The 13,234-nt window shown below is 58.7% G+C and carries 14 protein-coding genes; 7 read left to right on the top strand and 7 right to left on the bottom strand.

Features of this window, described 5'->3' with window-relative positions; all coding sequences use genetic code 11:
- The first annotated feature begins 21 nt into the window (after positions 1 to 21).
- Positions 22 to 1,164: an acyl-CoA dehydrogenase family protein gene (locus tag AC1RKJ_RS08105; protein ID WP_492790560.1), complete on the top strand. Its 1,143-nt coding sequence runs from the start codon at positions 22 to 24 to the stop codon at positions 1,162 to 1,164.
- A 321-nt stretch (positions 1,165 to 1,485) separates the two neighbouring features.
- On the top strand, positions 1,486 to 2,106 hold the full coding sequence (locus AC1RKJ_RS08100; RefSeq protein ID WP_492790559.1) for a GntR family transcriptional regulator: 621 nt from the start codon (positions 1,486 to 1,488) through the stop codon (positions 2,104 to 2,106).
- A 10-nt stretch (positions 2,107 to 2,116) separates the two neighbouring features.
- On the opposite strand, the gene AC1RKJ_RS08095 is transcribed toward AC1RKJ_RS08100, so the two are convergent.
- From AC1RKJ_RS08095 to AC1RKJ_RS08075, 5 genes are read right to left on the bottom strand one after another with little or no spacing between them, the layout of a single operon-like run.
- The gene (locus AC1RKJ_RS08095) at positions 2,117 to 3,226 is read right to left on the bottom strand and encodes a Zn-dependent alcohol dehydrogenase (RefSeq protein WP_492790558.1); all 1,110 of its coding nucleotides are present in this window, start codon (positions 3,224 to 3,226) and stop codon (positions 2,117 to 2,119) included.
- Between the two features lie 35 nt (positions 3,227 to 3,261).
- Positions 3,262 to 3,558, bottom strand: coding sequence for a DUF6166 domain-containing protein (locus tag AC1RKJ_RS08090; RefSeq protein WP_492790557.1), 297 nt, complete (start codon positions 3,556 to 3,558; stop codon positions 3,262 to 3,264).
- Between the two features lie 21 nt (positions 3,559 to 3,579).
- A complete protein-coding gene (locus AC1RKJ_RS08085; RefSeq protein ID WP_492790556.1) occupies positions 3,580 to 3,777 on the bottom strand; it encodes a hypothetical protein in 198 nt (65 codons plus the stop codon).
- A gap of 24 nt (positions 3,778 to 3,801) precedes the next feature.
- Positions 3,802 to 4,200 carry a hypothetical protein gene (locus AC1RKJ_RS08080; protein ID WP_492790555.1) on the bottom strand — a complete coding sequence of 133 codons (399 nt, stop codon included), beginning with the start codon at positions 4,198 to 4,200 and terminating at the stop codon, positions 3,802 to 3,804.
- A 24-nt stretch (positions 4,201 to 4,224) separates the two neighbouring features.
- Entirely contained in the window at positions 4,225 to 5,016 is a 792-nt protein-coding gene (locus tag AC1RKJ_RS08075) for a sterol desaturase family protein (protein ID WP_492792679.1), read from the bottom strand.
- 45 nt (positions 5,017 to 5,061) lie between these two features.
- Here AC1RKJ_RS08075 and AC1RKJ_RS08070 point away from each other — a divergent pair, with 45 nt between their 5' ends.
- On the top strand, positions 5,062 to 5,499 hold the full coding sequence (locus tag AC1RKJ_RS08070) for a hypothetical protein (RefSeq protein WP_492790554.1): 438 nt from the start codon (positions 5,062 to 5,064) through the stop codon (positions 5,497 to 5,499).
- Positions 5,500 to 5,540: 41 nt separating this feature from the next.
- Here the strand turns inward: AC1RKJ_RS08070 and AC1RKJ_RS08065 are convergent, their stop codons facing one another.
- The gene (locus tag AC1RKJ_RS08065) at positions 5,541 to 7,091 is read right to left on the bottom strand and encodes a L,D-transpeptidase (RefSeq protein WP_492790553.1); all 1,551 of its coding nucleotides are present in this window, start codon (positions 7,089 to 7,091) and stop codon (positions 5,541 to 5,543) included.
- Positions 7,092 to 7,340: 249 nt separating this feature from the next.
- Here AC1RKJ_RS08065 and AC1RKJ_RS08060 point away from each other — a divergent pair, with 249 nt between their 5' ends.
- The 3 genes from AC1RKJ_RS08060 (at position 7,341) to AC1RKJ_RS08050 (ending at position 10,781) form a co-directional block, all read left to right on the top strand.
- Positions 7,341 to 8,522 (top strand): peptidase M15, encoded by a 1,182-nt coding sequence (locus AC1RKJ_RS08060; RefSeq protein ID WP_492790552.1) that lies wholly within the window; start codon positions 7,341 to 7,343, stop codon positions 8,520 to 8,522.
- Between the two features lie 205 nt (positions 8,523 to 8,727).
- Complete coding sequence (locus AC1RKJ_RS08055; RefSeq protein ID WP_492790551.1) at positions 8,728 to 9,756, top strand: putative zinc-binding metallopeptidase; 1,029 nt, start codon at positions 8,728 to 8,730, stop codon at positions 9,754 to 9,756.
- A complete protein-coding gene (locus AC1RKJ_RS08050; protein ID WP_492790550.1) occupies positions 9,753 to 10,781 on the top strand; it encodes a D-alanine--D-alanine ligase family protein in 1,029 nt (342 codons plus the stop codon). Before AC1RKJ_RS08055 ends, AC1RKJ_RS08050 begins: the two co-directional genes overlap by 4 nt.
- A gap of 118 nt (positions 10,782 to 10,899) precedes the next feature.
- On the opposite strand, the gene AC1RKJ_RS08045 is transcribed toward AC1RKJ_RS08050, so the two are convergent.
- Positions 10,900 to 11,916: an LLM class flavin-dependent oxidoreductase gene (locus AC1RKJ_RS08045; RefSeq protein ID WP_492790549.1), complete on the bottom strand. Its 1,017-nt coding sequence runs from the start codon at positions 11,914 to 11,916 to the stop codon at positions 10,900 to 10,902.
- Between the two features lie 298 nt (positions 11,917 to 12,214).
- Here AC1RKJ_RS08045 and AC1RKJ_RS08040 point away from each other — a divergent pair, with 298 nt between their 5' ends.
- Complete coding sequence (locus AC1RKJ_RS08040) at positions 12,215 to 13,180, top strand: 2-hydroxyacid dehydrogenase (protein ID WP_492790548.1); 966 nt, start codon at positions 12,215 to 12,217, stop codon at positions 13,178 to 13,180.
- The last annotated feature ends 54 nt before the right edge of the window (positions 13,181 to 13,234 follow it).

Below are 13,234 nucleotides of genomic sequence, written 5' to 3'. Positions count from 1 at the left end.
ACAACGAGCAGGACAGGCACGATGCTACTCGATCTCAACGAAGACGAAACCATGCTGCGCAACGGGTTGCAGCAGTTCGGGGAGGGCGCGCTGCGCCCGAAGATCAAGCCGTTTGCGGACGAGCACAAATTCCCGACCGAGCTGATGAAGGAGTTTCTTGCGCTCGGGTTTATGGGCACGGCGTACGATCCCAACTACGGTGGAAGCGGGCTTGGCACCCGTGGAGCGGCGATCGTTGCAGAGCAGCTTGCCCGCATCGAGCCGGGCTTTGCGGCGATATATCTCTGCAACAGCGCTCCTATGACGACGATCGCTCGGTATGGCTCGGATGAGATCAAAAAAAAGTGGCTTGAGCCGTTGTGCCGTGGAGACATGATTGCATCGTTCGGCGTCACCGAGCCGAGTGGCGGCTCCGACGTCGCAAGCGTCAAGATGCGAGCGGTCGAAGACGGCGATTCGTTCGTACTCTCCGGATCAAAGGTGTTCTCAACCAATGCCGGAACGCCTCTGCACGGCGTCACGACATTCGTCGCGGTGACAGATCCCGACCTCGGTCCGCGCGGACTTTCCACTTTTGTGGTGCCGGTAGGTACGCCCGGTTTCACCGTCGGCAAGCCTGGCCGCAAGATTGGTTGGCGTATTGCGGACTCGGTTGAACTCTTCCTCGATGGCTGCCGGATCCCGAAAGCCAACATGATTGGCAATCGCGGTGACGGGCTGAAGCAGATTCTGACCACGCTCAGCATTGGACGCATTCTGGTCGCCGCCACGGCACTCGGTCTGGCCCGCAAGGCGGTCGATCTTGCCAAGGCCTATGGTGGCGGGCGCAAGGTCGGTGGTGTTCCGGTGTTTACCCATCAAGGGCTGACATTCCCGCTCGCGGATTCTCTGACGAATATTCACGCCGCTGAACTGATGATTCGAAATGCTTCGTGCCTAGCGGACGCAGATCGGCCATTCCGGCTCGAAACGTCCATGACAAAACTGTTTGCAACGGAGATGGCAGGTCAGGCTGCCGATATTGCCCTTCAGGTCCATGGCGGTTATGGCGCATTTGAAGAGTATGATGTGTCGAGCCTCCCAGGCGAGGCGCGGGTACTCAGGATTCTGGAAGGCACCAGCGAGATTCAGCGTCTGGTGATCGCCCGCGAACTGACCGCCTAGTTCTCGCGCCGCGACAACCCCCTGTTGTTCGCAGGTTTGTTCGTTCAGTCGGCTCCTTGCCGCACTCTGGCGCTCCACGCTGGAGTGATTCCTGTGTGTGGCGTGAAAAGGCATTGAGCCGGAGCGCTTTAGACGCATAATGCGCCCGTTCGTATCCGGCCTCGGCTGAATTTTCTTCAGGCTGCAGATCAAGAAACGGAGCATCAACCGTTGGCAACAGCGAAGACGCCTATACGTGCGGGACGCGGGCCAAAAAGTCACGCAGCCGCTTCCCGGCCCCGGCGCGAGATCGAAGCTCCGGATCGGCTGTCCGAGCAGACGATGACGGATCGAGCTTATGCCGAGCTCGAGGAAATGATCGTCACATTGCGGCTTGAGCCGGGCACTGTTCTGTCGGAGGCGGTGCTGGCTAAGCTGTTGAAAATTGGCCGCACACCGATCCGCGAAGCATTACAGCGGTTGTCGCGAGACGGGCTCGTAAACATCTTGCCTCGTCGCGGAATTCTGGTGTCCGAGATCAATCTTCACAGTCAGTTGCGCTTGCTTGAAGTGCGGCGGGAGCTTGAGCGGCTGATGGCCAGAGCTGCCGCTGAGCGGGCAAATGACATCGAGCGCAAGAAGTTCACTGTTATCGCCGAAAGTATGAAGCGTGCTTCGCGCGAAGCCGACGACATCGCGTTCATGCGACTCGACAAGGAGTTCAACGCGCTTATTTCAACGACTGCGCGAAACGAGTTCGCGAGCCGCTCTATGGGGCTGATGCACGGCTTGTCGCGCCGCTTTTGGTATCAGCATTACCGCCAGACGGCGGACCTTCCGCTTGCTGCGCGGCTACATGCGGAGGTTGCTGAAGCCATTGCGGAGGGCAATCTGGATAGGGCGGGTGCGGCCTCCGACCGCTTGGTCGGCTATATCGAAAGCTTTGCAAGATCCACGTTGTGATGATGCATCGCTAGAATTCGATGACAGTGCGAATAGTCTTTCCGTTACGCAGAAGGTCAAATCCCTCGTTTATGGATTCGAGCTTCATACGATGGGTTATTAACTCGTCGAGCTTCAGCCGCCCGTCCAGATAGGCTTTGGCAAGAAGTGGAAAATCACGGCGCGGCCGCGCACCGCCATAGCTGGACCGGCGCAGGCGCTTTTCGCCCATCAGCGATCCCCAGCGGAAATTCACATCCTTGGTGACATCGATCTTGCCAAGCCAGATCACCTGGCCGCCGAGACGCACAGCCTCGGTGGTCTGGCGAAAGGCGACGGGATGACCGGCGGATTCGAGTACGACATCTACCCCACGGCCGCCTGTGGCGGCGCGGGCTGCTTCGACGGGATCTTCCTTCGTGGCGTTCACCCGCCGGTCTGCCCCTAGGCTGGCCGCGATCTGAAGTTTGGAGTCATCGAGATCAACCGCAATGATGGCGCCGGCACCGGCGAGCTTTGCACCTTGAATGGCGGCAAGGCCCACGGCGCCACAACCGAAGACCATCACAGTGTCGCCCTGGTGGATTTTAGCAACATTCAACGCGCCACCGACCCCTGTCATGACGCCACATCCGATCAGGCAGGATCGATCGAATGGAATGTCCTTGGGTACCACGATGGCCTGCTGGGATGGCACCACGCAGTACTCTGCGAAGGTACCGAGGAACATGAGGTGGGTGAGGGGTGAACCCGATGCGAGAGTAGCTTTCGACGCGCCATCGAAATGCAGCCCGCGCGGGCCGGCCTCGATATAGGTGTCGCAGAGGATCGGCTGGTCGCGATCGCATTGGAAGCAATGGCCGCAGTGTGGATTCCAGGACAATACCACATGGTCGCCTACCTTCAGATCGGTAACCCCGCGGCCAATCTCCTCGATGATGCCCGATGCTTCATGGCCGAGCACCATCGGCAGCGGATTGCGAAGGGAGCCGTCGATCACTTCAAGATCGGTGTGGCAAAGGCTGGTGGCACGAATCCGTACCCTGACGTCATCCGGACCGACAGGAGGGGCGGTGATTGTCTCAATTGCCAGCGGCGTACCGACCTTGTGCAGCACGGCGGCACGGAAATCTGAACTCATTGATTTGTTCCGGGGCGGCGTAAGAGAACTGCTGTCTATGCGTTCAGAGCCTTGATCGACTCGTCCATATCCTCTGACGTCAGCTCCCAGACATTGTCAAAGTTCGCTACGATGCTCTTCATGAACTGGTCATGGAGAGCCTTTGCTCGGTTGGCGTCGCGCAGATGGTCGTACAGCAACGCAAAGGCCAGTTGCGCGGGCTCCGGCCCCTCGTAGCTCCATTCGAACCCGCGATCTGTGAGGGCTAGCTGGTCATAATAAGTGGACAGCGGCTTTCCATCAGCCGATACCGCGATTCCGTCGATCGTTCTGTCGCCAACGTAGTGAGTCATGTTCCGGGCCCTTTGGTGAGCTTACGAGTGGGTGCGTTGGCTGCTGTCGCCCTTCTTCATCACCTCAGGGAACACCCACATGGCGACGGTGGCAAAAACGCCGAGGAACGCGACCGCATAACTTGGGCCGGTTTTGCCCGCCTGCGCCATATAGAAATAAGCTGCTGCGGCCACCAGGAGACAGCCCACGGAGAGAAAGAATTTGATGCGAGGAGGCATTCGTCGTGTCCTAAACGTGAAAGATTAGATGATCGATCTCAGAACATTCGTTAGCAGATTTGGTGTGAAGACACAGAAAGCGATTAAAGTCACAGCGAGAGTCAGTCCCGTAACGATCAACCCCGCCGAACTGTTTCGCCACCTTTCCGGTATTGCTTGAAAAGGTTCAGGCGTGAACAGGAAAAGCAGTCCAGCGACGACAATGGTGCTCGTCCACCGCAGTTCGGTGACAGCGTATGCGAGCGCGGTCACCAGCAGGGTCATCCAGATTGCAGTACTCACAATCACGACCGAAGCCGGAATCTTCGCGCTTCGCGAAGCGAGTGGATACATGCCGGCGAGCTGAAAAAAGCCGAGACAACAAACGCTCCAGAGTAAAGTAAACCAGACAAGCTCTATGATATTTGGTTCTAGCTGGCTCATTGATCGTCTCGGCTTCGAGGTCGCTCAGGTCTTGGTCTGCTGAAGCGTCGTCGTTGATACGCGTGGCGTACGAGCGGTCTTGCGCATGTTCTTCTTCACGTAGCGAGTCTCGTAGCCGTTAAAGATATGGCCAAGCAGACCTCGGTCCAGATCAGAAGTTCCGAACACATAGTCCATCACCGGGAAAGTGAGGTTCATGTTGCGCTCCATCATGATCGACTGATTGTGGTGAGCCGTATGATGTCTGCGAATTGTGTTTACGAAAGGCATATTGCGTACGAACCAGTTATCTTCGACATGGCAGCAGAAGTGCATGAATTCATAGATCAGATACATGGACGTCGTTGTCGTAATCAGCAGCCAGCCAACGTTTGGGGTAATGACGTAACCGGCTGCGATTGCCGCAGGGATCGACATGAATGTGAACACGACGAGGGCGTACGGCGGGAAAAACGTCACGCGCCAGTCCTGATGGTCGGCGAAGCGCATTTCTTCTTCGGTGAAGAATTGATGGTGCATCAAAGTGTGGCGGCTGTAGACCGCGCGCAGCACCGGGATGTTGGAGGGACGATGCATGACATAGCGATGCACGGCCCACTCGAAGAAATTGGCGATCAGGAAAACAGCAGGAACTGTCAGCAATTCCCATGAACGCACGTCGCGCATGTTGGCGATGTAGATGTAAAGCGCAGTGAATCCAATTGTGTAGATCAGAAGTACGTGCAGCCAGCCATTATACCAGCCCGCAACACGCTCCCGATAGGTTGCTCGGTACTTCCGTTGCCGTTCCGCCATTACGCTCTGAACGAGTTCCATCATGCGGCTCCAAGGTTCGATTGCTGACATATCAGTAACATATTAATGGCCGATCGCAAGGTGTTTTCGAAGGCGAAAATGAGTTTGGCCAAGCAGGGCTGCGGCTCTGCGCGCTCGAACCATCCATTGCAAAACTTAGAAAAACGCAATGAAGACCAGTCCAGAGATAAGCCGTCAGGCCGCGACCTCGCTGACTTGGTCTTCCTGCAGGAAAGTCTCTCGGCGGTGCCGCAGGCGATTGCGTTGACTCGCGGGGCGGGCCGTCTGGTGCGCCAAAATTTGGCGCTGGCGGTTCTTTACAATCTCGCGGCGGTCCCCATTGCTATCCTTGGCTATGTCACCCCCCACTGTTTGCCGCAGTGGCTATGTTTGGGATCGTCAATCGTGGTTGTCGCGAACGCGCTGCGGTTGACAGGACGCCCGACGGCGTCGCGCGCGCGGCCGAAGCTCCCGCGGGCAGTGCTGCAGACTCCGCGCTCCTGACCCGAAGCGGATATTCTGGCCAAAGCACGGCGTGCCGCGTCTTACCACCAGCCTCGTTGCACCGGAGCAATGAACTGGCTGCCGCTCCGGCGCGTATTGTTCGGATTTCGCTGGGAAAAGACGCCGAAGCCGTCGTCGTCCTGTCGGCTGCCGTAACCCCAGCCGTTGTCGTCCGCCATGAGAACCTCGCTCGGTTGGCGTGTGATGAAGCCGCCTTGGGGCTGGTCGCTCAGTACCGCAACAAATTCGGTGCGATAGTTGGTCTCCTCGCTCAGCGGCTCGTCAGAGACGATGATCGAGGATCGCGGCAATGCGGTCGGCGCGATGCGGTCGAGGACCTCCTTCGGGAGAGTGATCCGATCGAGCGCGTTTTTGGCCTCATCCCCATTATCGATCGTGACGGCGGTCCAGCGCAGGCCCGCGTCATTGCGCGCCACCGCCGTGAACACATGCGTGCCGAGTGGTTTGCCGAGATCTCGAATCGCGACCGGGACCTCGATGGTCGCATCGAACACTTCGCCACCCCCGTCCGGCGCCGGCTTATGCGTGTTGCGCCGGACGTAAAGCGTCCGCGTTGCACGGCTGATATAAATCGAGACCGGCTCAAGTGCGAGCTTCGCGTCAAGCGCCGCCTTGGCGGTGTCGGCCTTTTTTGTCTGAGCCGTCTTGGCCGCTTCTTTTGCGGCGCTGGCTGCGTCGAGTTTTGATGACGCGTCCGCCTTGGCGGTGTCGAACTGGGTCCCCAGTTCCGCTGCCCTGGCGGCGGCCTTCTGCTTACGAACCTCAGCCTTTGCCCTGGCTTGATCGATCTTGGCGGCTGCCACCGCCTTGTCGGCGGATACGAGCTCGGCGTCTGCCCGCGCCTTGAGCCGCTCCAGCTTGCGCAGAGACGCTGCGAGCGGTGCCGACTCGCGAGCCATTGCCGCAGCAGTCTTCTTGGCCGCGTCGGCCGTCATGACAGCGTCCGCCGCTTCGCGTGAGAGCGTCTCGGCCTTTGCCGGGGCAGCTGCGATGACCTCCGCGTTTGGTACGAAGAGCGCTAGCGCTGGGTGAGAAAATTCGACCGGGGCCGTATCGCCCGGCGAGATGACCACGCGCATCCCGATCCGCGTCTTGTCGAACAGCTTCTCCGCAAAGCCAAAAGGCATTCGCACGCAGCCGTGTGAGGCTGCATAACCGGGCAACGGCCCGCCATGCAACGCCAGGCCGTTCCAGGTGATGCGCTGCATGTTCGGCATCGAGGCGTCGTCATACATGTTCGAGCGGTGGTCCTTGTTCTTCTGGACGATGGCGAAGACGCCGGCTGGCGTCTCGCGCTCCCTGATGCCGGTCGACACCGGCGCGCGCAGGATCCAGCCCTCGGCGTCATAGACCGTGACGTGCTGGCTCTTGATCGACACGATCGCCATGATCGGCTCGCCTGCCTCGCGCGGCGCAGCCGTCTCGGCGGGTTGCGCGCGGCGCGCCTGTTTCGCCGCGGCATCTGCGGCCGGCGCCATCAGCGCGGCCATCGCTGCGAACATCACAACGGCTGAAAATCGCCAATGGCGCATCGCCATAATGGATTTCGCCGACGTCAATCCATCCACCATTCGCTTCTCCGATGCAGCGCGCGTCCGCTGCCGTGAACCGAACATCAACATATCCGACTCGTGAGGAACAAGCGTGCCCGCACCTGAATTTGGCGCAAAGCGGGCCCGCCATCCACCGTTGCGCACAGGCAACACTTCGGGGAAAAGGGCACAGCCTGTCGGGTTACGCATTGCGTGGTCATGACGTTGCCCGAACAATCAGCGGCGTCCGCATGCTTGGCTGTGCAATCCGGTTCCGATGAGGCTGGAATGATGAACCTGCAGCGACTTTGGACAGAGCCGTCGCTATTGTTGCGATTAGCCATTCTCGCGACCGGGGTCGTCGGCTTGCTCGCTGCTTCCGGGCCAGAAGGAATCCGGAGCACCGGCGCGGCCCCAGGCAAGGGCATCATCGCTTCTTCTCACTCCATCAAACATGAGCTTGCTGGGGGATCGCAGTTTGCCTCAGTGCCCAATGACGATCTCGATCGAGCCGATGGTGCGATGGCCGAACTTGCAGGCGCAGTTGCCGAAGCATTCATCGCTTTGAACAAGCCGCTCCCGGCTGTCGAGACGACTTCGATTAATTCCCCGGATGTGCCGCCGACGCAACCAGGGCCTGTTCAAGTCGCAAGCGCTGATCCGTCGGATATCGTAATCGGCGACGCAAGCAGGGTCGTCAACTCCATCGAGATTATCGATGAGTGCCTGGTCGTGGACATTTGCGTCGATCGTTATCTGTGGGCGCTTTATCAACGGACGCCCAAGGAGGACACCATCAAGGTGCGTGAACGGAGGAACGTCTCCGTCAAGCGGAAGCGCAAGATGGTGACTGTCGTTAGAACCTTCACCAAGCTTGTCGATCAAGGTTTTGGGTGGAAGGATCCCAAGGCGGCGGACCGGGTCCGCATGTCGATGATGGACTACGTGATCGGAGGCATGGATCGGAGTTTCAAGCTAAAATTGTTTCATATGCTTCACGCGGCGGAGGCGGCGGGCCTTTCGCCCGGCATCACCAGCGCATTCCGTGATGACTACCGCCAGTCGATCGCAAGCGGCCTCAAGGCGGCGAGCAACAAATCGTTTCATGGCGGGAGCTCCCGCGGTGGCTATGGGCATGGACTTGCGGCCGATATCGTGAGTGTCCAAGGTGGAACTCGCGACCAGCGATGGGCTTCCTCCGATAGGCTCTGGAAGTGGGTTGATGTGCATGGGAAGGAATTCGGAATCGGGCGCCCATATCTCGGCAGGGACCCGCCGCATGTCGCACCGATCGATGGCCGAGAATATGCAGCGCACAACCGCGACACCAGACAGGCGGCATTAGACGTGAAGAAGGTGAACGTGAAGAAGCTCGACGTGAAGAAGCTGAAGCGCGTGACCACACGCGACCACTCACGCCCTGCGAAGCGCCCGAGAACTGCCGCCGTCTCAAAGCTGAGAGCGAGCTGAGTGCTTGGGTCCGATATCAGACTCGCAAAATGAATTCCTGACGTCCCTTACTGGCGCAAAAGCAGATATCTGTAGATCGTCGCTTCTGACCCAAAATCGAGAAGCGCGGCCGAACAGCGGTGCGCCTCGAAGACCCACACGGTTGTTGTAAGCGACATCTTGTGACACCATCCGAACATCGATGTTTCATGACCTCAGATATCCTATGTCACGCCAAAAATTTGCCTGGGAAAAGCTATCGGACGACAAGTTGCTTGCGCGCCGCCTCAGCAGTTTGAAGGTTGGCGTCAAAGGCACCTGGCTCGACGATTGCCTCGCAACCCTGCATGAAGAGCTCGAAGAGCGGGGAATCCGGCTGCGGCCGCACGCATGGATCTCAAGCGAATGGTTCAGCCCGGCAAATTCGCCGGGTATCGCCATTCCTTTCTATCTCACTCATCCCCGCCTGATGAAGATCGAGAAGAAGATGATGCTCGAGGTCGAGGGCGGCACCTGGTCCGAGTGCATGGCAATTCTCCGTCATGAGGCAGGCCACACTGTGCAGCACGCCTACCAGCTACAACGCCGCCGACGCTGGCAACAGCTGTTCGGCCCGTCCTCGAAACGCTACCCGCGCTACTACCGGCCCAATCCGGCCAGCCGGCGGTATGTCCAGCATCTTCGGCTCTGGTACGCGCAGAGCCATCCGGACGAAGATTTCGCCGAAACCTTTGCGGTGTGGCTGCGGCCGCGTTCGAGCTGGCGGACCCGTTATGCTGGCTGGCCGGCGCTCAAGAAGCTCGAATATGTCGACGAGCTGATGGGCGAGATCGCCGGGAAACGGCCGCTGTTGACGACGCGGGAGCGGGTCGAGCCCCTGAATGAACTCAGCCAGACTCTCGAAGAGCACTACCGGAAAAAGCAGGCGTTCTATGCCTTCACACCGCCGAAAACATACGACCGCGATCTCTCCCGGCTGTTTTCCGCGGACCCCAGGCACCACCGGGCGCAAGCAGCGTCGGGCTTCATCCGGCGGCACCGCGCGCGTATCCGTGAGTTGGTTGCGCGTTGGACCGGTGAGAACCAGCTGACGCTAGATGCCGTGTTGGACGACATGATCTCCCGCTGTCGCGAGCTTGATCTGCGCGCAGTCGGCTCTGAACAGAAACTCGTGATGGACTTCACAGTGCTGCTGACCGCCAAAACCATGCACGCACTGTTCGGCCCATCACGACGCAAATGGATAGCACTATGAGGCGCCTCCGTATCCTCGTGCTCATGCATCCGGACTTCGTGCCTCCGGATTCGGCCGATGGGTACACCGCGCAGGAAATCAATAAATGGAAAACGGAATACGATGTCGTAAGCACCCTGCGCGCGGTCGGCCATAACGTTCGTCCGCTCGGCGTGCAGGAAGAAATCAAGCCTATGCGCGACGAGATTGAAAATTTCAAGCCGCATGTGGTGTTCACTCTACTGGAAGAGTTTCACTATCAGACCGCGTACGATCAGCACATCGCAAGCTTTCTCGAATTGATGAAGGTTCCTTATACGGGGTGCAATCCACGCGGCTTGGTGCTGGCGCGTGGCAAGGACCTGTCGAAGACGCTGGTGCATCATCGCCGGATCGCGGTCCCGGCTTTCGCCGTGTTTCCGATGCGCCGCAAGGTCAAGCGGCCGTCGCGCCTGGCGCTGCCGCTGATCGTCAAGAGCCTGAACGAGGATGGATCACACGGCATCTCGCAGGCGTCTGTCGTCGATACCGACGAAAAGCTCGCCGAACGCGTCGCATTCATCCATGAGCGGATCGAAACTGCGGCTATCGCCGAGCAATTCATCGAGGGGCGTGAGCTGTATGTCGGCGTACTCGGAAACAATCGGCTGAGGGCTCTGCCGGTGTGGGAATTGAAGTTCGGCACCATGGGCGGTGCTCGGAACATCGCCACCGAGAAGGTCAAGCACGATACCAGTTACCAGGAACGCGTCGGAATCGTGGACGGACCAGCCAAGGGCCTGGCGCCGGAAGTATCCGCCCGCGTTCAGCGAGCAGCGAAACGCATTTACCGGACGCTGGGGCTCGATGGATACGCGCGCATCGACTTTCGCCTCTCGTCCGACGGGACGCCGTATTTCATTGAAGCAAATCCCAATCCTGAAATCGCGAAAAGCCAAGAATTCGCTACCGCCGCTCAGCATGACGGCCTCGATTATCCGGACCTGCTGAACCGCATTCTTGCTCTCGGAATCAGGCGGGCAAAAGCGGGTGTATCTGTAGGTTAAAAGACAAAGCCCCGCTTGAGCAGCGATATGGTGTCAGTTCGCCCACTCATAAGGAAACTGAACAATTGATTCAGTCAGCGACTAATAAGGCAAGGTAAGCTGATCACTGACAATCACGCTAACGCCAGCCCATTGCCGGAGCCACGTGCTTGAGGATCGCTTCTATGACGTGCGCGTTATAGTCCACCCCGAGCTGGTTCGGGACTGTAAGGAGGAGGGTGTCCGCCTCAGCAATCGCTTCGTCCTTCTTGAGTTGTTCGACAAGGACGTCCGGCTCGGCGGCATAGGACCGGCCAAAGACAGCGCGCATGTTGTCGATGATACCGATCTGATCGCTGCTGTCGTCGCGGCCGAAGTAAGCATGGTCGCGATCATCCGTTAGCGCGAAGATCGAGCGCGAGACCGAAACGCGCGGATCGCGCGTGTGTCCTGCCTCGCGCCACGCATCGCGGTAGCTGCGAATTTGCTTTGCCTGTTGGAGATGAAAGGGTTCGCCGGTCTCGTCCGCCTTCAGCGTAGAGCTTTGCAAGTTCATGCCCATGCGTGCGGCCCAGACCGCTGTCGCGTTTGACGCCGAACCCCACCAGATGCGTTCGCGCAGGGTTGGTGAGTATGGCTCGAGACGCAGAAGACCCGGCGGGTTCGGAAACATCGGATGGGGACTTGGCTCGGCGAAGCCTTTCCCCTTCAACAGTTCAAGCAGGACCTCCGCGTGCCGGCGTCCCATATCTGCATCGCTTTGTCCTTCACTTGGCACGTAGCCGAAATGACGCCAGCCATCGATGACCTGTTCAGGCGAGCCGCGGCTAATGCCGAGCTGAAGTCGTTCCCGACTGATGAGGTCGGCCGCGCCAGCGTCCTCAAACATATAAAGAGGGTTCTCGTAACGCATGTCGATTACCCCGGTTCCGATTTCGATCCGCTTCGTTCGGGCGCCAACCGCCGCCAGCAATGGGAACGGTGACGCGAGTTGCCGTGCGAAGTGATGGACGCGGAAGTAAGCGCCGTCGGCTCCCAGTTCCTCCGCAGCGACCGCGAGATCGATCGATTGCAGAAGGACATCACCGGCAGAGCGCGTCGCTGAACCGGTAGCGGCGGACCAATGTCCGAACGAAAGAAAACCGATCTTTTTCATTGTACCATCCAAACCTGTCATCTTAAGCCCAATTAGCTGGCCGTGAGTGAGCTCTGTTGCAAGAGCTCAACGGGAAACTCAACGTTTACGGCTTTGAACGGGTCGTCTGCAATTGCGCAAGCGAATCGAGTGGGCGTTGTCCGGGGCTATTCGAGCGTCGCCGTGCGCGTTCGGTAGGACCATTTGGTTGGAGATTAGTAAGGAAAGATGCAAAACCTTATCGGTTGGATATGCAAGCCGCTGGGCATATACGTGGTGATGTCGCTGAAATTATTATGGCGCGGTTTGGAGTTTCCAGATGTCGAAGGGCGCTTTAGCGCTGCTCATCAGCGGCGGTACTGATAACTGGGCTCCGGATCGCTGGAAGTTGCGGTTCAATCAGAAGCTCAAGGACCGAGATATTGCTCTGCTTCCTGCTGACAGGGCTGACCCGGATCTGGTGCATTATGCTGCCGTTTGGCAGCCAAAACCGGGCCTTCTTCGGACCTTCCCGAACCTCAAAGCGATCTTCAATCTAGGTGCGGGCGTTGATGCAGTCTTACAAGATCCTTTGCTTCCAGCTGTGCCGCTTGTCCGCGTCGCGGATGATGACCTGACGTCTCGCATGACGGAGTATATCGTCATGCATACGCTGATGTATCATCGGCAACAGGCTTATCTCGCCGACTGCCAGGTCAGGGGAGTCTGGGCGCCTCGCTTGCAATGGCCGGCCCGAGCTGTTCGCGTCGGCATGCTTGGAATGGGTGTGTTGGGCCGGCAGGCCGCGCTTGCGCTTCGTGATATCGGGTTTCAGGTCGCAGGCTGGAGCAAGACTGTGAGGTCAATCGAAGGTATCCAATGCTATGCAGGACCCAGTCAGCTCAACGCCTTTCTTGCGAGAACCGATATTCTCGTGGTGCTTCTGCCCTTGACGTCGGAAACGCGAGGGCTTCTTGCGCGTGATCTTTTTGTGCAGCTTGCAAGCGACGGCCCTCTCGGGGGACCGGTGATTATTAACGCTGGCCGTGGCGGACTGCAGAACGAGAAGGATATAATCACCTGTCTTGAGGATGGCACACTTAAAGCAGTCACGCTTGACGTGTTTGAGCGCGAGCCGCTGCCGTCCGACAGTCCGCTTTGGGCACATCCTGCGGTTACGATCTCCCCGCACAATGCCGCAGATACAGATCCCGATACCATCGCTTCATATGTTGCCACGCAGATTTTGAACTTCGAGGCAGGACAACCGCTGCAAAACGTGGTCGATCGCCAGCGTGGCTACTGATTACCCAATTTCTTTCGTTCTAGTACGGCGGCGAGCGATTCATCAGTCAGAGAC

It is taken from the genome of Afipia sp. GW822-FHT04G07 (assembly GCF_058800765.1).
Note: the sequence above shows the minus strand (reverse complement) of the source record. Positions and strands in the feature narration are given on the sequence as shown.